Source organism: Streptococcus sp. HMSC074B11 (assembly GCF_001808705.1).
In the GTDB taxonomy this organism is placed as follows: domain Bacteria; phylum Bacillota; class Bacilli; order Lactobacillales; family Streptococcaceae; genus Streptococcus.
This window is the reverse complement of sequence record NZ_KV794260.1, coordinates 101,621-120,934: the sequence shown is the minus strand read 5'-3', so window position 1 is coordinate 120,934 and position 19,314 is coordinate 101,621. Positions and strand designations below refer to the sequence as shown.

Sequence of the window (19,314 nt, the reverse complement as noted above, 5' to 3'; positions counted from 1 at the left end):
TTTCCCTATATCTACTCCTTCTTTTCATTCCTACTAAACTGTTTTTTCTACTTTTAAGATTTTAACATCATAGCTTCCTACAGGTGTTTCAATCGTAGCAGTATCACCTGTTTTCTTACCAATCAAGGCTTGCCCAATTGGGCTTTCATTTGATACTTTACCTGCAAAGGCATCTGCACCCGCTGATCCCACGATGATATATACTTCTTCGTCGTCTTCACCAATTTCTTGGATAGTGACTGTTTTCCCGATAGCAACTTCATCTTGAGCAACTGCATCGCTATTAACAATCTCAGCATAACGGATTTTGGTTTCCAAGCTAGAGATTTGTCCTTCAACGAAGGCCTGCTCATCCTTAGCTGCTTCATACTCACTATTTTCTGACAAGTCACCGTATGAACGCGCAATCTTGATGCGTTCTACAACTTCTGGACGACGAACTAGTTTCAACTCTTCTAATTCTTTTTCGAGTTTTTCCTTTTCTTCAAGGGTCATTGGATATGTTTTTTCTGCCATTTTTCTCAACTTTCTTTTGATTAAATTTAAATTTCTTTAGGTAGTAAAGCAAAATTATGTGGTAAACCACATAATTTTACAATGAAGACAAAGTCTTTTAAAAGCTTTCCTTAAATGATTTTGGTCAGTATCGACCTTTTAAAATCTGTGCCTAAACCTAATGATTCTATCACTTCTAGACTAAGGTTCAAATAATTAGGTAGGATTTACTTTCGCAATTTCCGAACGCCTAAAACTTGTGAATTTCAGGCGTTTCTAATCATAGCGGAAAGACTGGTGTGACTTGCTTTGATCGTGAAAAGAAGAGATTATCTTCAACATTCACGGATGTAATAGCAAATCTTGTTCTAAGAGTTAGTTTGAACTACTTGATTGTGTCAATTTACTGTTAACATGCTCTGCAACGTTTCGATCATGTTCCTCTCGTGTCGTTGCAAAGTAAACCTTACCATCTTGTACATTGGCTACAAAGTAGAGATAGTCGCTCTTAGTTTGATTGATACTTGCTTCAATTGCATCTAGACTTGGACTGTCTACTGGGCCAGGCATTAAGCCAAGGTTTGTATAAACATTATAAGGTGAATTGATTGTTGTATCAATTGCTGCATCATCTGCCAAGCTAATATTTTGTCCTAGCTTACCTTCTGCATAGAGAATAGCAATGTTACTTTGGAGTGGCATACCAAGGTTCAAACGATTATAGAAAACTCCAGCGATCAGTTTGCGATCGTCAGTTTTCAATCCTTCTTTTTCCACAAGTGATGCAATGGTGAGGAGTTCATTCACTGTCAAATTCTTTTCTTTGATTGCAGTGTAATGTGCTGACAAGTTTTTGTCCATAGCTGCCACCATTTCATCAATCAAGCTTTCAATAGTTGTGCTTTCTTTGATAGCATAAGTTGCTGGGAATAGGTATCCTTCTAGACGATAACGAACACCACTTTCTTTAGTTGGTAGACTTTCGAGAAGGGTTGGGTACTTAGCAACCAATTGAGAGATGAAGGTTTCATCTTGAACTTTTGCCAAGAAGGCATCAGCAGTCAAAGGTTCTTTAAAGTCTCCTTGAAGCTGACCAACTGTTTGTGCGATTTGATCAAGGGTATAACCTTCAGGGATTGTAAGATTTGCAAGTGCAACTTCTTGAGGTTGAGGCGTTCCACCCTTTTGCAATTCTTTGATGATATCATCTGTACTCATGCTCTTTTGTAAATTATAGTAACCAGATTTCAAATCATTGTAGTCTTTATACTTAGCATAAAGGCTAAAGATAAAACCGTGTTTTACCAATTCAGATTTTTCTAAGGTATCACCAATTTGCTGAAGATTGGCCCCTTCTGGAATCTGAACCGTAACATACTGTTTTGAATTTGCATCAACCGGTTGGAGTGCAGATTCGACATAACGGTAACCAAAGAATCCACCCACACCTAGTAAAATCAATAAAACAAATACTGTTACGAAAAATCCTTTCAAGCGTGATTTTTTCTTTTTCTTGATTGGTTTCACTGATTCTTTACGACTTCTTCTAGGAAGTTCAGTTCTAGTTTCAACTGGAGCAACTGGCTCTTGACTTGGAGTTTCTTTTGCAAGAACTGTTGGTTTCGGTTGAGGTTTAATATTCTTTCTAGCAGGACTTGGTTTAGCCTGATTCGTACGATAAGAAACTGGAATCCTTGCCGAAATAGCATTGAACTCTTTCTCTTCTTCCGCTGGTTGAGCAGGTTCAAGAGGCTTGACGGGTTCAACAGCTTCCGTTGATGGTAGAGGATCTGGAGCTACAACTGGCTCTGAAACTACAGCTGGCTCTGAAGATACAACTGGCTCTGAAGATACAACTGGTTCTGAAGCTACAGAAGTTTCAACTGAATCATCTTGTAAAACTGGACGTGGTGGAACTGCTGGAGCATTAGCAAGCAATTCATCCACTAAAGAAACAGAATTGGCCATCAAGTCTTCTACAGAAGGTTCTTCCGCTGCTTTTTCCGCTTCTGAACTATTACTTAAATTTGAAAACAAATCATCGTTGCTACTTTTAGTATTCGCGATGCCGTCTTCTCTTTTTAATCTTTCTAAATCTCTTAAAATTTGTTCTTTAAAACTTAACTTTTCTTCTTCTCGAGAATTTTCGCTCAAAGGTGTTACCTCCTTGTTGATAATCCATAATATTATATCTTAAAAACTAAAGAAAAGCAACCATAGATGCCTTTCTGATGCCTAATTCGTGTTTTCCCAGACCATATCATACCATTCTTCACCAGCAAAAGTCGACTTGGATTTTCCTTCATTCACAAAACCATGTTTTTCATAATAGCCAATGAGATAGTCATGACAGGTTAGATTGATTCCCTCACGCTCATGCTCAAGAGCGAGATCTTTTAAAGCCGTCAATAATTTTCGTCCGACACCTAAAGCTTGAGCTTTCTTAGCAATGGATAGACAAGTCACAGAGATATAGCCACCTTTTTGATAGCTATAATCTTTAATGTCTTCTGTAAAGGACTGGTCTTGTAAATATCGATGAGGGACTACTGGTCCCTCAATATAGCCTACTATTTCCCCCTCTTTTTCAGCTACTAAAAAACTGGTCTTAATTTCCTTCAGATGAGCTTCAAAAACAGGACGAGGAATGGCTTCTTCAATTGAAAAATTTTCTAGTTCAATTTCAAAGATACGATCTAAATCTGTCAATCTAGCTTGTCTAATAATCATAGTTCCTCCTGATAATAGGGATTCTGCCAACGCATGAGAAAGGCAACTTCACTGCTCCTTTCTCCATCTACGATCCCCTGTTCCACAAATCCATTCATTTCAAAGTAGGCCAGCAACTCATCCTCACAAAGCAGATAAATACCTGGTCTATTTTGCTGACGGGTAACTTCCTTCAAAGCTGCTAGCAACAAGGTTCCAAAGCCTTGCCCCTGAAAATCGGGATCGACAGCTAAATCTTCAAGGATGATTGAGTTCTCACTAATGAATTCCTCATCTCCGATCTCAAGCATCCATTTTCTTAAAGAGGGAATAGGAGGTGTCGTCGCAGTGATATAAGCAATCCCTTGATCATCCAGGCTAGCTAAGAGAAACGTACCCGCATGGTTGCGGATACGTTCTTCTATTATTTCTCTATTCAATACTTCTAGGGAGTTTGAAATACTTTCTTGTATCAAGCAAATCTGATTTATATCTGATTGCTGTGCTTCCCTGATTTTAATTGGAAATTCCATGATTTTCCTTACTGAACATTGCTTGTCAAATTAGACAAGAGACGTTCGAATGAATATTCATAAGTTTGGATATCGCCAGCTCCCATGAAAACATAGACAGCATTGTCATGGTCTAGGAGTGGAGAAACATTTTCAACTGTGATAACTTGATGTTTCTTGTTGATTTTATTGGCAAGGTCTTCTACCTTGACATCACCATGGTCCACCTCACGAGCAGATCCATAGATTTGTGCGAGGTAAACTGCATCAGCCTGATTCAAGGCCTGAGCAAAATCATCCAACAAGGCGATGGTACGAGTAAAGGTATGTGGTTGGAAGATAGCCACGATTTCCTTGCTTGGGTATTTTTGACGTGCAGCATCAAGAGTCGCAATGATCTCTGTTGGATGGTGAGCAAAGTCATCGATGATAACCGTATCATTAACAACCTTTTCTGTAAAGCGACGTTTCACTCCTCCAAAAGTCTTCAAGTGTTCACGCACTAAATTCAAATCAAAGCCAGCAGTATAAAGCAAACCAATCACTGCTGTGGCATTCATGATATTGTGGCGACCGAAAGTTGGAATGTGGAATTGGCCCAACTCTTGACCACGGAAGTGAACGGTAAAGGTTGAACCTGTTGTAGAACGAAGCAAGTCACTTGCTACAAAGTCATTACCTTCTGTTTCAAAACCATAGTAGTAAATCGGAGCATTAGCCGTAATCTTACGCAACTCAGCATCTTCACCATAGACAAACAAACCTTTGGTAATTTGTTTGGCATAATCATTGAAGGCGTTGAAGACATCTTCCAAGCTTGTGAAATAGTCAGGGTGGTCAAAATCAATGTTAGTGATGATAGAGTACTCTGGATGATATGGCATGAAATGGCGCTCATACTCGTCTGATTCAAAGACAAAATACTTGGCATTTTCAGAACCACGACCTGTACCATCTCCGATCAAGTAGCTTGTATCAGTGATGTGTGACAAGACGTGAGAAAGCATCCCAGTCGTTGAAGTCTTACCGTGTGCACCAGCAACTCCCATACTAATAAAGTCACGCATAAAGCTACCAAGAAACTCATGATAACGTTTGTAGCTGATACCATTTTGGTCAGCATAAGCAATTTCAACATTGTTATCTGGACGGAAGGCATTACCAGCGATAATTTCTAAGTCACCTTGAAGATTTTTTTCATCAAACGGTAAAATTGTAATCCCTGCTTGCTCTAGTCCACGTTGTGTAAAATAGTACTTTTCAACGTCAGAACCTTGCACCTTGTGCCCCATTTGATGTAACATCAAAGCCAAGGCACTCATACCTGATCCTTTGATTCCGATAAAATGATAGGTTTTTGCCATTTTCTTCCCCTCTATTCGCTCATTCTAGTCAAGTTAAGCTCTTGTGCCACTTGACGTTCTTGTTCTTTTTGTTTACTTTTTTTGTTATAAATTTGGCTTTTCTTTAAAAAGTCATAATTGTTTTTCTTGGAATGACTTGTTTCACCATCTGAAATTGGATGTTCCACTTGAGAAACTGTTTCTGCCAAAATATAGTGAGACTGACCTAACTTCTGACTATATTTCGCAAATTCTCCTGGATTTTCCTTTTGAAAAGGTGCTGTCGGTTGATTTGATGGACGCACATGGCTTGGTTTCGTTTGACGTCTCGTATGACTCACATCCTGAGTCAAATATCTAGCCGAGCGCTTCTTTTTCAAATCCGCGCGCGCTTCTTCACGCGCTAATTCAGCATAGGATTTTTCTTTTTTCTCAATCGGTTTTACAAGAGGCTTGGCTTCCTCTTGCTTTTTTTCTTCAGTGATTGGAGACCATTCCAAGTAGTTTTTATCTTGGTAATCACCTTTTATATTACTGATGAAATCAGACTCATCATAGAGATTCATAACTGGCATTTCTGTCAACATGACTTCATCATCTGCCACTATTGGAAATCGTTTTTGTGTCATATTTATTTCCTTTCAATACTCCATTATAGCGTAATGTCTTGATTTTTCAAGTATAGGCTCATGAAATCCCTAAAATTTCTCGTATTTCAGCTAGACTCAGACTGCCTCGAGACTCTGTTCCATCCAAGATTTCAGAAACAAGATTTTTCTTTTTCTCTTGTAATTCTTGAATCTTTTCTTCAATTGTGCCTCGAGTCACAAGCCGATAAACTTCAACAGCCTGCTCTTGCCCCATACGATGGGCGCGACCGATAGCCTGCGATTCAACTGCAGGATTCCACCATAAGTCTACTAAAATGACTGTATCGGCACCAGTGAGATTGAGACCGACCCCGCCAGCCTTTAGGGAAATTAAAAATACATCGCGCTCACCTTGGTTAAAAGCCTTGGTCATCTCTTGACGTTCTTGCGAAGGTGTTGAACCCGTAATTTTAAATGAAGTCAAACCTAAGTCAGGTAGCTCTTGCTCAATCCGATCCAGCATACCTCTAAATTGTGAGAAAATAAGTACACGATGCCCACCTTCAGCAATCTGAACCAGCAAATCTCGTAAACTATCCAGCTTTCCGCTCTCTCCTTGGTAGTCCTCCATAAAGAGCGCAGGCGTATCACAAATCTGACGCAGACGCATGAGTCCAGTCAAAATTTCGACGCGATTTCGTTGAAATTCCGAATCGCTTACCTGTCCCAAACGTTCCTGCATCTGTTGCAGTTGAGCAAGATAGATAGCTTTTTGTTGATCCTCCAGTTCATTCTTATAGACAACTTCAATCAAGTCAGGCAACTCTGTCAAAACCTCTTCTTTCTTACGTCTCATGACAAAGGGTTTGATAAATTGAGCCACTCTCTCAGTTGATAGTTTCATAAACTCCTTCTTAGCAGGTAAGAGGCCTGGTAAGACAATCTGAAAAATCGACCAGAGTTCTCCCAGATGGTTTTCAATCGGTGTTCCTGATAGTGCAAAGACAGATGGAACCACAAATCGTCGCAAACTTTGAGCAATCTTCGTTTGTGCATTTTTCATCACTTGAGCTTCATCTAGAAAAAGAAAATCAAAAGATAGGTTTCGATAAATCTCACTGTCCTGACGGAAAGTAGCATAGCTTGTAACATAAATCTGATGATTTTCTGCCAAAATTGACTCTCGATGAGATTTTAAGCCATGCACAACCGCTACATCCAAATCTGGAGCAAACTTTTGAAATTCATCAGCCCAGTTATAGATTAAGCCAGATGGTGCAAGGATTAGGACACTAGTATCTGCTTGAACCTGACTACTTAAAAAGGCAATAGTTTGCAAGGTTTTCCCAAGCCCCATATCGTCTGCTAAAATCCCACCAAAGCCATAATAGTGAAGCATCTGAAACCACTGAATTCCCTTTTTCTGATAATCCCTGAGATCTGCTTTGATATTCAGCACTTTCATCGGAAAATCTTCTGGATGCGTCAAATCATGGGCCAGATTGCGAAATTCTTCGGTGAAAGAAATTTGATCCTGGTCCTTAAATAGATGAGATAGGGTATAAGCTAGGGATTTACGAGCTCGAAAAGCTCCATCTTGTAGGTCCTCTATCCCTAATTCTTCTAAATCCTGACGGATACGCTTGGTCTGATCATCAAAATAGTAAACCTGGTTAGAGGACGAAATATAATAATCCTGCTTCTCAACTAGCGCTTTCATCGCTCGATCGATTTCTTCTTGATCTATATCTTGAAAATCAAATTGAATTTCTAATAGGCTTCCCTTGGATGAGATGTGAACTTGAGGCTTCTGAACCTGATAAAGGTCTTGCAAGCTTTCAGAAATCTTTAATTCTCCAAGTGCTGCAAAGGCTGGCAAAACTTCCTGGAAGAAGGCATGGACTGCATCAGCTTTCAAACTTTGACGCCATGAACGAAAATCTGCTTCAAATCCAGCTGATAGAGCTAGTTGAAAAATCTCTTTCTCTAGTTTAATATCGCTAGCAAATGGAAGACTCTCTAGTTCATTACGATTCCTTACTAGGCAAGTTTCATACTGAAACTGCATATCCAAACGAATAGAACCGTCCTCTTCTCCTTCCATGTAGAAAGAAGGACGGAAAGACTGAATTCGAAGCGCATCAGGGGCTTTTACCTCTCCTATGTCTTTAAACTGCGACAAGGTCGAAGCTAAAAGGTCTCGATCACTGGTATCAAATTGTAAAATCTTTCTACCACTTTTATCGATAGATACTTTTTTTAATTTTTCTATAAGTCTAGTTTGTTCTTTAGACAGAAGATAAAATGTACCTTTAGTAAACAGGACTTGTCCCTTATAAAACGAATTAAGCCCTACCTGTTGAACAATTTCCATCTCAAAATAGTTGGACTTTTCTTCAATTCGAAAGGTAAACAAACCTGCTTGACCATCAAAATCTTGAAATACAAGGTGGTGATAATTCGAAATCTGATGGTCAAATTGAAATGCATCTAAGCCCATCAGCAGACTAACACCCTGCTCAAAAAAAGACAGCGGGAAATAGAGATGACGACCTTGATTTTGGAAAAAAAGGGCATTTTCAGCCTCATCTTCTAGAATTCCTTGAAGGAAATTTAGAACAAATTGGCTACTTTCATCAAACTGACGAATATTCAAGGAAGTTTCATATAACTTCCCAATCATATAGGGTTTGCTAGTTTCTAACACCTTCAGAAAAAGGGGTATATCTCGGATTACATAGAATTTCTGTGTCTGAATAAGACCGACTCTCAAAGTCCAAATAATACGATTAGTCCCTGCTTCAACCTGCCCTTGAGCAGACAACTGATAGATTTCAGAAAGTTTCGGAATTTGAATGGATTCTAAAAACTTTCCTCCAAAAGTAACCTGAGTTTCAACTTCTTCTTTCTGTTCGTGCACATTTTCCAGATTTCCCAAGAGTTCCTGACCAATGTGATCATTTTTAAGGTAATGTTCTAGTGCTGCCAAATGCACACAAAACCCTCTTTTTGGGAAAAAATCACAAGCACAAAAAACCAAATCATCATCCAGGCTATAGCGAATTTCTTCATCTGCTACACGCGCATAGAGGCGATGGTCTTTCTCTTTGATAATTTCAATCTGACCAGTTTCGTAGAGTTGAGCTCCCTCCATTCGAAGCTTCCCTGGAATCAATTTAGCCATATTTTCCCCTTTACTTTATCTCTTAATTATACCACATTTCTTCTTACGAAAATAGCCTTCTAGGAGTACTTTTCTCCTAAAAGGCTGGCTTCTTAAAATTTAGCGAAAGTAGCAATGATTCGTTGACAAACTTCTTCCAAGACAGATGTCGGCATGGCTACATTTAAGCGAGCGTGGAGGGCTCCTTCTTCACCAAAGTCCAAGCCTCTGTTCAGGATAACCTTGGCTTCGTCTCTTAAGAGGCTTCTTAATTCTTCATCACTAATATCGTAGGCTGAAAAATCAAGCCAAACGAGATAGGTCCCTTGAGGTTTCATGACCTTGATTTTCGTTTCTTTTCCAAACACATCGACTACATAATTGATGTGTTTCTCAATCAGTTCTTTGAGTTCTGTTAACCAATCTTCACCAGAGCGATAGGCTGCTTCTGTTGCCAAATATCCCAACCCTGAGATTTCATGTTGATTATTAGCCAGCTGGCGTTTTTGGAAAGCAACTCTTAACTTAGGATTCTCGATGATAGCATAGGAATTCTTTGTTCCAGCAATGTTGAAGGTCTTGGTAGCGCTGCTTAAAATCAGTGAAAATTCTTTAAAATCTTCATTTACCGTATTGAATGACTGGTGCTTGTTTCCAAACAAGGCCAAATCTTGGTGAATCTCATCAGACACCAACAAAACTCCATGTTTTTGACAAAGTTGTCCAATCTTCTCTAAGACTTCCTTCTCCCAAACACGTCCACCAGGATTATGAGGGTTGCAGAGAACGTAAAGTTTCACATCCTCTTCAACAAAGTCTTTCTCTAATTGATCAAAGTCAATCTCAAAAAGTCCGTCTTTTTCTACTAGAGAGTTGGTGATTAGTCTACGATTATTGAGCTTAATACTGCGAGCAAAAGGAGGATATACTGGTGTGTTAATGAGCACTGCTTGGCCTTCCTTGGTAAAGGCTTGAATGGCTGTTGAAATGGCAGGTACTACTCCTTCGATGAAGACTAGGGCATCCTTATCAAAGCGATAACCGTGCTGTTTTTCCTCCCAGTTTTGAACGGCTTCAATCAATCCATCACTAGCATAGGTATAGCCATAAACTAATTGCTCCGCATAGTCATGGACAGTCTGACGAATCTCAGGTAACACTTCAAAGTCCATATCAGCAATCCAGGCTGGTAATACTTCTCGGTCAGTCTCTGCTTCTTTCCATTTATAGGTATGATGTCCAAAACGATTGGGCAAGGTCGTAAAATCATATCTTCCCATAGTTTTATCCTTCCAAGGCTTGACGCAAATCTTCAATCAAATCTCTAGCATCCTCAATACCAATAGACAAGCGCAAGAGGTCATCTGTCAGTCCATAAGAATGACGAACCTCTGCAGGAATGTCTGCATGGGTTTGAGTAGTTGGGTAGGTAATCAGACTTTCTACACCACCCAGACTCTCAGCAAAAGAAAATACTTTCAAAGTATTCAAAATATGAGGGATACGCTTCTCATCTGCTACTTTAAAGGAAATCATTCCCCCACGACCTGTATACAAGACTTCTTTGACAGCAGGTGATTGTTCTAGAAAGGCTACGATTTCTTGAGCATTGGCTGTTGAGCGCTCCATACGAAGTGACAAGGTTTTAAGACCACGAATCAATTGATAACTATCAAATGGTGACAAAACAGCCCCTGTTGTGTTGAGATTGTAAAAGAGTTTTTCATATAAATCAGCACTATCTGTCACGACTACACCAGCTAGAACATCATTATGTCCTGCAAGGTATTTTGTCGCTGAATGAAGGACGATATCTGCCCCGTCTTCAATTGGACGTTGATAGATAGGACTGTAGAAGGTATTGTCCACGACAACTTTAGCACCTTTTGCATGAGCTAATGTTGACAATTTTTCAATATCAAATTCCAACATCAAAGGGTTGGTTGGTGTTTCAATATAGAGTACATCCACATCCTTTTCTAGCTCAGCAATTAGCTCTTCTTCTGTGTTTGCATAAGTAAAGTGGAAACGTCCTTCCTGTTCCACTTGATTGAACCAGCGGAAAGAACCACCGTAAAGGTCACGGACAGCCAAAACCTTGCTTCCTACTGGAAAAACGCTAAAGGCTAACACAATCGCAGACATACCTGAACTAGTTGCTAGAGCATAGTTGGCTGATTCAATAGCTGCTAAGACTTCCTCTGCCTTGCTACGAGTTGGGTTTTTGGTACGGGTATAGTCAAATCCAGTTGATTGACCAAATTCTGGGTGCTGATAAGTCGTTGAAAAGTGAATAGGTGTAACCAAAGCACCTGTTGCCTCATCAGACTTGATCCCCGCTTGTGCTAAAATTGTGTTGATGTGAAATGATTTACTCATACAATACCTCCAAATCTATAGTAACTATTGTACCACTTATTTTGTATCCTTCGTTTTCTTGTTTTCAAGAGCTAGTTATAGTTTCAAACTATACAAAAACGATAGCTTCCTGAGAAACTATCGTTTTTCCTGTTGCACTGACTGATTATTTAACGTGTTTAGCTAATTCTTCTTGGGCTTTTTTGTTAGATTCTTCTTTTTCTTTTAGCCATTTTTCTTTAGCTTTTTCATACTCATCAGCCGTTACAGTCTTATCTTGCAACTTGAGATATTTGTATGATTCGACACCCTTATTTCCTGCTTGTGAGAATGGCGATGAGAATGGAACTGTCTTTCTCAAGGTCGGTGTTCCACCAAGAGAAACGTTTGGAATTGCAAGGGCGCTATCAACGAGCCAAGCTTGAACTTCAGCATATTTTTCATAACGTTTTGCTGGTTCTTGCTCCTTGTTCGCTTCTTCTAGCATTTGAGTGTAAGTATCGAGTCCAACTGCCTTAGCCTTGTCATTTACCTCACCTGGTTCTAGACCAATGTTTTGCAACATACCCCCATTATTAACATTTAGGATATCAAGATAACTTGATGGATCCAAGTAGTCAGCACTCCAACCACCATTATAAATATCAAAATCCTTTTGAGCTGCGGTTTGAGCTAGGTAGCTAGAATTATCGTAGTCATCTGTTGATAATTGTTGGATATCGATAACCACATTCTCAGCCCCTAAGACAGATTCGATGGATTGTTTCAAAGAACTTGCTTCAAGTACACCTTTTTTAGCTGATTGGTCAACTGATACATCCAAGTGGATTGGGAACTGCACACCCTTAGCTTCCAATTCTTTCTTAGCTTCTGCAAACTTAGCCTTAGCCTTGTCAGGATTGTAGTATGGGTCTTGTGCATCTGCAAAGTTGATTCCTTGCCATTCTTGGCCATAGTTGACCATCTTTTCTGAAACAACATCGCCAAAGTCTTTTCCGTTGATACTTACAAATGTTGGAGGTACAACTAGGTTACGAATAATCTTCGTTGCTCCGTCTTCCCCTTGAGATTGAGCTCCATAGGCTGTACGGTTATAAGCATAGTTGAAGGCTTGACGGAAGTTTTTATTCAGAACTGCTTCTTGAGTTGATTTCTTTTCGATATCTGAGGATTTAGATGTGAAGTTATAAGATTTTCTGTCCAAGTTGAAGTTCAAGTAATAAGAAGTTGCGGTTTGCATACTATAAATGATGTTATCTTTGTTCTTCTCTTTAATTCCTTCAAAGCTTGAGCTATTTGGATAGAGACGTGCGTAGCTGTAGACTCCTTCTACAAAGTTACGAGCTAGTGCATCTTGGTCACTACCATCATAATAGGCCAATTTCACATCATCCACAAAGACATTTTTTTCATCCCAGTAGTTGGGATTTTTCTTGAATTCGATGACAGATTTTGAAACAAAGGATTTCATCAAGAAAGGTCCATTGTACAAAATACTAGAAGGATCCACCTTACCAAAATCATCCCCTTTTGATTTCAGGAAGTCTGCATTGACAGGGAAGAGAATGGTTGATGTTGTTTTAGAATTCCAATAAGATTCTGGTCGTGTCAAAGTGTACTGAACTGTTTGGTCGTCAATCGCCTTAACACCGACAGTTGAAAAGTCAGTTGTTTTCCCGTTGATATAGTCATCCAAACCTGCTACAGAATCTTGAACCAGATACAAAGCCTCGGATTTTTTATCTGCAGCATATTTCAAACCAGTTACAAAATCTTGGGCAGTTACTGGAGCATATTCTTCACCTTCAGAGGTATACCACTTAGCATCTTTACGAAGTTTATAAGTGTATGTCAAACCGTCCTGAGAAACACTCCAATCCTCTGCTAAGGATGGAACGTAGTTACCGTATTGGTCATTTTCCATCAACCCATCTACCAAATTGGTAACGATGTCATTAGTTGTTGCACGGTTTTCTGCAAGATAGTTCAAACTAGACGGATCGCTAGAATAGACATAGTTGTATGTTTTAGTTGAACTAGCTGAGATGCTACAAGCCGCCAATAGTAGACCGGCACTTAGGGCAAGGCCTGCCAGCGTCAGATATTTTGCCTTAGACTTTTTCATTTCCAGAACCTCCAAATTTAAATATTTGTATCATTATACAGCTATTGTTTTTTTTAGTCAAGCAATTTTATCTAATTTTTACCAAATTATAGATTTTTTTCTACTAATTTTATATTTTATCCTATTTTTTAAATAAAAAAATGAACAATTTAAACTTTTTCGGATAGAAAAGTTCAAATTATTCATTTTATTTATAAAGTATTATGATAATTTTAATCGTGCTCGTAACTGGTCAGCTTTTACCTGTCCAATAACCTTATCTAAGAGACGAGTATAGAGACTCATGAATCCGTACAGTCCACCACCGATTGTTCCGATTAGGGAGACATAGATGAAGCTCCAGAAACGTCCAGTTGGATGGAAAACAAATCCAAGAATCCATTGTAAGAAGCCTACCAGGATAAACATGACAAGAGTTAAAATAGTCACTAGGATGGTTCGTTTAAGGACAATTTTTCGATGAACTCCTGTAATCTGACAGATCTCGCGATACATTAAAACAATTGGAATGATAAGACCGATGGTCGTTGAAATGAGAGGACCATAGCTATGGAAAATCGCTATTGATGGTATTTGTAAGACGAGCTTGGCAATGGAACCATAGAAAAAGTAAAGGATTGCCTTGCGATTACGGAACATAGCTTGAAGCATTGGTGATAAGACCATGTACAAACCTAGGATTGTTGACTGCAAGACTGCAAAGACAAACAAGCCCATTGCCAAACTATCTGGCTTACCGTAAAAGACTGTATAGAGGGGTTCTCCTACCATGACTACTCCAACCGTTGCAGGTAAGAGGAATAGGAAAAGCATGGTTATACTATCTTGAATGAGACGAGAAGCTGCTGGTAAATCTCCCTTTACATAGTTCTCTGTCAAGAGAGGTAGCCCAACGCTACCAATCGAAACTCCTACCGAAATCAAAATCATGGTGATTTTATTAGGATTGGCAGAGAAGTAAGAAAACATGACAACCAAGTCTTCATTACTGTAGTTGGTAAACCACTTCATGCTATTGATAAAGGTCATTTGGTCCAAGATTTGGAAGAGCTGAATAGCTGACCCTGTTATGATAAAAGGAATAGCTTCCTTAATCGTATCAATTAACAGGTGTTTGCTATCAATCTTATCTCGCGTTTCAAAAACTTTTTGAAGCATCCCTTCTTTAAAAAGGAAATAAAGTAAGACAGCAAAGCTAGCTACCATTCCCACAAAGGCCGCAAAGGTAGACTGGGTGACTGCTGCTAGATAGTCTCCCGAACCAAGCTTCATGATGATAAAGGTTGCTAAGAGCATCCAAATAACACGGATAACCTGCTCGGCGATTTGGCTCATGGCATAAGGCTTGAGATTATTCATTCCTTGGAAAAATCCGCGGATAACACTCATAGATGGGAAAATCAATACCCCCCAAGCCAAGCTCTGCATAATTGGAATTAAGTCCTTACCGACACCAGAAAGGTCTGCCATCCAAGGCGCAAAGAGATATAAAACCAAAGCAAAGACAAGACCGAGTCCAGTCATAAAGCCCAGGAAACTCCGAATCAGAGCAAAACTATGCTCTTCTTCTTGCATAGTGTTATACTTGGCAACCTGCTTAGCGACTGCTACCGGGATACCTGCTGTCGAAATCAACAAGAACCAGGCGTAGATATTGTAGCCCATGGTGAAAAGTCCATTTGCCTTAGCGGCATAAGTCCCCATCCAAATATACCAAGGGATGATGTAGATGGCCCCGAGCAGGCGACTGATAAAGTTACTAGCCGTTAGCCAGGCAGTCCCTCGTAACATCTGGGCCTGCTGATGATTATTTTCGTTAGACATAACTTCCTCATTCAATTTTAATAACTAGGAAATGTTCCTTATCTTCCATTATAAACTTTTCCTTGTTACTTGTAAAATTCAGACTTTCGGTTTACAATAGAAAGTATGATAAAGATTGAAAACGTATTAGATATTTTAAAGAAAGATGATCTCTTCCGTGAGATCATCGACCAAGGACATTACCACTACAACTACAGTGATGTCGTTTTTGATAGCATCTGCTACGATAGCCGAAAAGCACAAGAAAATTGCCTCTTTTTTGTCAAAGGAGCAGCCTTCAAAAAAGAATTTCTCCTTTCGGCAATCGCACAAGGGCTTGGTTGGTATGTAGCAGAACAGGACTATGAAGTCGGTATTCCCGTTATTGTCGTTAGCGATATTAAGAAAGCCATGAGTTTGATTGCCATGGAGTTTTATGGCAACCCTCAGGAAAAATTAAAATTACTTGCTTTCACTGGTACTAAAGGAAAAACTACAGCAGCTTACTTCGCCTACAACATCTTAAGTCAACAACATCATCCAGCTATGTTGTCAACCATGAACACGACTTTGGACGGTAAGACTTTCTTTAAATCTGCTCTAACAACTCCTGAAAGCATTGATCTCTTTGATATGATGGCTCAAGCAGTTGATAATGGAAGAACCCACCTTATCATGGAAGTATCCAGCCAAGCTTATTTGGTAAATCGAGTGTATGGTTTAACTTTCGACGTGGGAGTTTTTCTCAACGTCACACCAGACCATATTGGTCCTATTGAACATCCAACCTTTGAAGACTACTTCTACCACAAGCGTCTCTTGATGAAAAATAGCCGAGCAGTTGTCATTAATAGCGATATGGACCACTTCTCTGTTCTAAAAGAACAAGTTGAGAACCAAGAGCATGACTTCTACGGTAGCCAGTCAAATAACCAGATCGAAAACTCCAAAGCCTTTAGCTTCTCAGCTACTGGTAAATTAGCAGGAGACTATGATATCCAGTTGATTGGACATTTCAACCAAGAAAATGCAGTCGCTGCTGGACTTGCCTGCCTTCGTTTAGGTGCTAGTCTGGAAGACATTAAAAAAGGAATCGCGATAACTCGTGTCCCTGGCCGCATGGAAGTCCTCACTCAGAAAAATGGCGCAAAAGTTTTCATTGACTACGCCCACAATGGTGACAGTCTTAAAAAACTAATCTCAGTGGTTGAAACACATCAGACTGGAAAGATTGCTCTAGTACTTGGCTCAACTGGAAACAAGGGAGAAAGCCGTCGTAAGGACTTTGGACTTCTTCTCAATCAGCACCCTGAAATTCAAGTCTTTCTAACGGCTGATGATCCAAACTACGAAGATCCAATGGCTATTGCAGATGAAATCAGTAGCTACATCCATCATCCTGTTGAAAAGATTGCTGACCGTGAACAAGCTATCAAGGCTGCGATGTCTGTTACAGGTCAAGAACTGGATGCTGTCATTATCGCTGGTAAAGGAGCTGACTGCTACCAAATCATCCAAGGTAAGAAAGAAGACTATCCAGGTGATGCAGCCATCGCTGAACGTTATCTATAGTAAATTTAAAGAAGGCTAGGAAATTTCCTAGTCTTCTTCTATTATTTTATAAAGATGAGTCTTTCTTTATCAAATTCTACAGTCAACTCATATTTTCCATCTTCATTTTGAACGATATAACCTAATAAGACTAAACTATCAACAAAGATATCACGTCGTTTCTGCATGAGTTGATCTTTTTTGAGGAACTTGAGTAAAAAGGTAGTCATGTACTTGAGGGCATACTCAGGATTGACATCCCCTAAAATTCCGTAGAGCGCCTGCTGTTCTTCCGTCAAAGGATACTGATGCTTGACCTTATAAAAATAATTAGACAGTGTCATCTTTTCTCTTGCAAAATCGGTATATTCTTTTAAGATAGCTGCATTGGTTTGATTGCGCAATTCGGTCTGAAAATCTTTCTCCAGGATTTCTTGATAGATTGGGCTATCATCTCTCACAAAGACTTCTTGGTCCAGTTCAAGAGATTCTGTAGATTCTAGAAAGGGAAGATTGAGATAATAGCGTTTGTTTTCTCTCAAAATCAAACCCGCCTTAATGTATTCCTCCAAGAGCTTGTCAACTGCGACCTCTGGAAACTGAGCCTTGATTTCACGGAGGATAACATCATCATGCTGATCAAGATAGTCTACCAAATCTCTAAAGAATGGTTGTCGCGTCAAACGAGATGGATTAAAAATCTGAATCATGAAGATTCCTTTCTTTACAAACTAAAAGTGGTGATGCTGCTAATTGACTCGGGTTAGTGCCGGACTGATTCAGAGGTACAGGAAGCCCCAAATCTCGATAATATTCTCTCCAGAAATCACCAATCTCCTTCGTCCCATCCCCAAACTTCATGGGAATGGTCTCGAAAATAGGAAGAATTTCTGCTACAAACTGAGAACAGTAAAAACCAGCTCCGTTGGGATAAAAGGAAGCATTGTAGGGAGCCCCTAAAAGGCTCTCTGCCAGCTTCTTGACTCCTTTCCTATCGATTTTCGGATAGCTATAGAGGTCATATACTTTCCCGTCTTCAAAAAAATCTTCAGATAATTGTGCAATGACACCACCTTCAACCGTTGCATGATAAACCTGTCCGTCCAAAAAGATGGCCACATGGCTATAGTGACCAGTAGATTCCTGGATGGCCTGTCCTATATCCGAATCATCTTTCACAAAAATCAAATCGCCATTTTCTAACATACTTCTCTCCTAGCAAAAAAGGAGCCGAAACTCCTTTAGCTATATGGAAAACATCGTTTTCTCGTGTCAATCTCCAGTCAAATAATTACCATTTAAATAATTCATTAACTATATTCCAAGAATCACTCTAGCTGAAAATAATAAAGTAGCACCAAACTTCCAAAAGACAGAGCTAAGTAGAAGATGCCTATTTGCAATCCATACAAATGCCAAAAACTACCACTAACTAAAATAAAAATCGACGTCTCAGCAATGAGGCGATGCCATTTTTTAAAAGCATGTGGAGATTTTGGCGCCATATATCGTGCCCATAATAAGATTAATAGAACTGCTATAAGAAAAAATAGGAATTTTTCCTGCCAAGAAATTTGTATTACAGACACGGAGAAAAGACCAAGGATTGCTACAAACTCAACCAAAAAGCGTAGCCCTTCAATCAATCGCATCATGCTATCACCTTCTATAAATAGTCAAATTAACAGTTCCAAATATTCCTTAAATATTACCCATTAAAGCTTTCTGTCAATTGTGGCACCACTTGTTTCTTACGTGAAACGGCACCTGGAAGGAAAGCATGGTTGTTTTCAAGTTTGAAGTTGAAAGCTGCTTCTACCTTGTCCATATTAGCACCAAGAGCCAAAATTTCTGAGTTTGAGTTGACAATATCAGTGATCATCAAGACAAAGTCAGAGTAGCCATTAGCTACATTTGCAGCTTGGATGGCTGCTTCGATTTCAGCTTGGCGTTCCAAGACTTCAGCAATATCAACTGTATTCACTTGGGCAACACGTACGTTGTTACCGTTCAATTCAAAAGTCTTTGCATCGATGTCGATCAATTCTTCTGCTGACTTGCTTGCCAAATTTGTACCAGCCTTGAGCATTGCAAGACCGTATTCTTCCAAGTTCACACCAGCTAATTCAGCCAATTCAGGCGCAATCACCTTATCAGATGGGTGTGTTGTTGGAGATTTCAAAAGAAGGGTATCTGAAATCAAACCTGAAAGCATCAAACCTGCAATTTCTTTTGGAACAGCTACACCGTGTTCTTTGAACATACGGTAAACGATAGAAGATGCTGATCCAACTGGCTCCAAACGCATGTAAAGTGGGCTTGCAGTTTCAAAGTTAGCCACACGGTGGTGGTCCACAACACCGTAAACTTCTACTTCAGAAATATCTGAAACTGATTGTTGGAATTCATTGTGGTCAGTTAAAATAACTTGTTCTACACCTTCTGCTTTAGCTGATGTGATCACGCGCGGTGCTTCCACACCAAAATAGTTCAATACGAAAGCTGTTTCTTCATTTGGAGTTCCAAGAGCCACCGCTTCTGTATCCAATCCATAAGCCTCTTTTGCAAGGTAGGCAAAGGCTACAGATGAACCAATAGCATCTGAATCTGGATTTTGGTGACCAAATACTAGAATCTTAGACATGATAATACCTCGTTTCTTTAT

16 protein-coding genes are annotated in these 19,314 nt (G+C 39.5%); 1 reads left to right on the top strand and 15 read right to left on the bottom strand.

Features of this window, described 5'->3' with window-relative positions; genetic code table 11:
• Positions 1 to 33 precede the first annotated feature (33 nt).
• The 11 genes from greA to HMPREF2619_RS03675 form a co-directional block, all read right to left on the bottom strand.
• Positions 34 to 516: a transcription elongation factor GreA gene (gene greA, locus HMPREF2619_RS03725; protein ID WP_000818756.1), complete on the bottom strand. Its 483-nt coding sequence runs from the start codon at positions 514 to 516 to the stop codon at positions 34 to 36.
• Between the two features lie 354 nt (positions 517 to 870).
• The gene (gene mltG / locus HMPREF2619_RS03720) at positions 871 to 2,649 is read right to left on the bottom strand and encodes an endolytic transglycosylase MltG (protein WP_070459127.1); all 1,779 of its coding nucleotides are present in this window, start codon (positions 2,647 to 2,649) and stop codon (positions 871 to 873) included.
• Positions 2,650 to 2,730: 81 nt separating this feature from the next.
• Positions 2,731 to 3,225 (bottom strand): GNAT family N-acetyltransferase, encoded by a 495-nt coding sequence (locus HMPREF2619_RS03715; protein ID WP_070459125.1) that lies wholly within the window; start codon positions 3,223 to 3,225, stop codon positions 2,731 to 2,733.
• Positions 3,222 to 3,737, bottom strand: coding sequence for a GNAT family N-acetyltransferase (locus tag HMPREF2619_RS03710; RefSeq protein WP_070459123.1), 516 nt, complete (start codon positions 3,735 to 3,737; stop codon positions 3,222 to 3,224). The genes HMPREF2619_RS03715 and HMPREF2619_RS03710 overlap by 4 nt, the downstream gene beginning before the upstream one ends.
• Positions 3,738 to 3,745: 8 nt before the next feature.
• Entirely contained in the window at positions 3,746 to 5,080 is a 1,335-nt protein-coding gene (gene murC / locus HMPREF2619_RS03705) for a UDP-N-acetylmuramate--L-alanine ligase (RefSeq protein WP_070459121.1), read from the bottom strand.
• 11 nt (positions 5,081 to 5,091) lie between these two features.
• Complete coding sequence (locus tag HMPREF2619_RS03700) at positions 5,092 to 5,688, bottom strand: divisome accessory protein ZapJ (RefSeq protein WP_070459119.1); 597 nt, start codon at positions 5,686 to 5,688, stop codon at positions 5,092 to 5,094.
• 58 nt (positions 5,689 to 5,746) lie between these two features.
• The gene (locus tag HMPREF2619_RS03695; RefSeq protein ID WP_070459117.1) at positions 5,747 to 8,833 is read right to left on the bottom strand and encodes a pilus expression-regulating Snf2 family helicase; all 3,087 of its coding nucleotides are present in this window, start codon (positions 8,831 to 8,833) and stop codon (positions 5,747 to 5,749) included.
• A 92-nt stretch (positions 8,834 to 8,925) separates the two neighbouring features.
• The gene (locus tag HMPREF2619_RS03690; RefSeq protein WP_070459114.1) at positions 8,926 to 10,092 is read right to left on the bottom strand and encodes a MalY/PatB family protein; all 1,167 of its coding nucleotides are present in this window, start codon (positions 10,090 to 10,092) and stop codon (positions 8,926 to 8,928) included.
• Between the two features lie 4 nt (positions 10,093 to 10,096).
• Positions 10,097 to 11,191, bottom strand: a complete 1,095-nt coding sequence (locus tag HMPREF2619_RS03685) for a cystathionine gamma-synthase (protein WP_070459112.1) — start codon at positions 11,189 to 11,191, stop codon at positions 10,097 to 10,099.
• Positions 11,192 to 11,336: 145 nt separating this feature from the next.
• On the bottom strand, positions 11,337 to 13,295 hold the full coding sequence (locus tag HMPREF2619_RS03680) for a peptide ABC transporter substrate-binding protein (protein WP_070459110.1): 1,959 nt from the start codon (positions 13,293 to 13,295) through the stop codon (positions 11,337 to 11,339).
• A 201-nt stretch (positions 13,296 to 13,496) separates the two neighbouring features.
• Positions 13,497 to 15,119 carry a putative polysaccharide biosynthesis protein gene (locus tag HMPREF2619_RS03675; RefSeq protein WP_070459107.1) on the bottom strand — a complete coding sequence of 541 codons (1,623 nt, stop codon included), beginning with the start codon at positions 15,117 to 15,119 and terminating at the stop codon, positions 13,497 to 13,499.
• 105 nt (positions 15,120 to 15,224) lie between these two features.
• On the opposite strand from HMPREF2619_RS03675, the gene HMPREF2619_RS03670 reads away from it, so the two are divergent.
• On the top strand, positions 15,225 to 16,670 hold the full coding sequence (locus HMPREF2619_RS03670) for a UDP-N-acetylmuramoyl-L-alanyl-D-glutamate--L-lysine ligase (RefSeq protein WP_070459105.1): 1,446 nt from the start codon (positions 15,225 to 15,227) through the stop codon (positions 16,668 to 16,670).
• A gap of 41 nt (positions 16,671 to 16,711) precedes the next feature.
• On the opposite strand, the gene HMPREF2619_RS03665 is transcribed toward HMPREF2619_RS03670, so the two are convergent.
• The 4 genes from HMPREF2619_RS03665 to HMPREF2619_RS03650 all read right to left on the bottom strand — a co-directional run bounded on the left by HMPREF2619_RS03665 (position 16,712) and on the right by HMPREF2619_RS03650 (position 19,293).
• Positions 16,712 to 17,359, bottom strand: coding sequence for a DUF1803 domain-containing protein (locus HMPREF2619_RS03665; protein WP_070459103.1), 648 nt, complete (start codon positions 17,357 to 17,359; stop codon positions 16,712 to 16,714).
• Complete coding sequence (locus HMPREF2619_RS03660; protein ID WP_070459100.1) at positions 17,343 to 17,855, bottom strand: YiiX/YebB-like N1pC/P60 family cysteine hydrolase; 513 nt, start codon at positions 17,853 to 17,855, stop codon at positions 17,343 to 17,345. Before HMPREF2619_RS03660 ends, HMPREF2619_RS03665 begins: the two co-directional genes overlap by 17 nt.
• A 122-nt stretch (positions 17,856 to 17,977) precedes the next feature.
• Positions 17,978 to 18,304 (bottom strand): DUF2568 domain-containing protein, encoded by a 327-nt coding sequence (locus HMPREF2619_RS03655; protein ID WP_070459097.1) that lies wholly within the window; start codon positions 18,302 to 18,304, stop codon positions 17,978 to 17,980.
• A gap of 53 nt (positions 18,305 to 18,357) precedes the next feature.
• Positions 18,358 to 19,293, bottom strand: a complete 936-nt coding sequence (locus HMPREF2619_RS03650; protein WP_070459094.1) for a manganese-dependent inorganic pyrophosphatase — start codon at positions 19,291 to 19,293, stop codon at positions 18,358 to 18,360.
• Between the last annotated feature and the right edge of the window lie 21 nt (positions 19,294 to 19,314).

Excerpts from the sequence above, each read along its gene's own strand:
- HMPREF2619_RS03655 (WP_070459097.1), bottom strand. The coding sequence starts at position 18,304 with ATGATGCGATTGATTGAAGGGCTACGCTTTTTGGTTGAGTTTGTAGCA.
- HMPREF2619_RS03695 (WP_070459117.1), bottom strand. The coding sequence starts at position 8,833 with ATGGCTAAATTGATTCCAGGGAAGCTTCGAATGGAGGGAGCTCAACTC.
- HMPREF2619_RS03680 (WP_070459110.1), bottom strand. The coding sequence starts at position 13,295 with ATGAAAAAGTCTAAGGCAAAATATCTGACGCTGGCAGGCCTTGCCCTA.
- HMPREF2619_RS03675 (WP_070459107.1), bottom strand. The coding sequence starts at position 15,119 with ATGTCTAACGAAAATAATCATCAGCAGGCCCAGATGTTACGAGGGACT.
- HMPREF2619_RS03665 (WP_070459103.1), bottom strand. The coding sequence starts at position 17,359 with ATGATTCAGATTTTTAATCCATCTCGTTTGACGCGACAACCATTCTTT.
- HMPREF2619_RS03690 (WP_070459114.1), bottom strand. The coding sequence starts at position 10,092 with ATGGGAAGATATGATTTTACGACCTTGCCCAATCGTTTTGGACATCAT.
- murC (WP_070459121.1), bottom strand. The coding sequence starts at position 5,080 with ATGGCAAAAACCTATCATTTTATCGGAATCAAAGGATCAGGTATGAGT.
- HMPREF2619_RS03685 (WP_070459112.1), bottom strand. The coding sequence starts at position 11,191 with ATGAGTAAATCATTTCACATCAACACAATTTTAGCACAAGCGGGGATC.
- greA (WP_000818756.1), bottom strand. The coding sequence starts at position 516 with ATGGCAGAAAAAACATATCCAATGACCCTTGAAGAAAAGGAAAAACTC.
- HMPREF2619_RS03670 (WP_070459105.1), top strand. The coding sequence starts at position 15,225 with ATGATAAAGATTGAAAACGTATTAGATATTTTAAAGAAAGATGATCTC.
- HMPREF2619_RS03700 (WP_070459119.1), bottom strand. The coding sequence starts at position 5,688 with ATGACACAAAAACGATTTCCAATAGTGGCAGATGATGAAGTCATGTTG.
- HMPREF2619_RS03710 (WP_070459123.1), bottom strand. The coding sequence starts at position 3,737 with ATGGAATTTCCAATTAAAATCAGGGAAGCACAGCAATCAGATATAAAT.
- HMPREF2619_RS03660 (WP_070459100.1), bottom strand. The coding sequence starts at position 17,855 with ATGTTAGAAAATGGCGATTTGATTTTTGTGAAAGATGATTCGGATATA.
- HMPREF2619_RS03650 (WP_070459094.1), bottom strand. The coding sequence starts at position 19,293 with ATGTCTAAGATTCTAGTATTTGGTCACCAAAATCCAGATTCAGATGCT.
- HMPREF2619_RS03715 (WP_070459125.1), bottom strand. The coding sequence starts at position 3,225 with ATGATTATTAGACAAGCTAGATTGACAGATTTAGATCGTATCTTTGAA.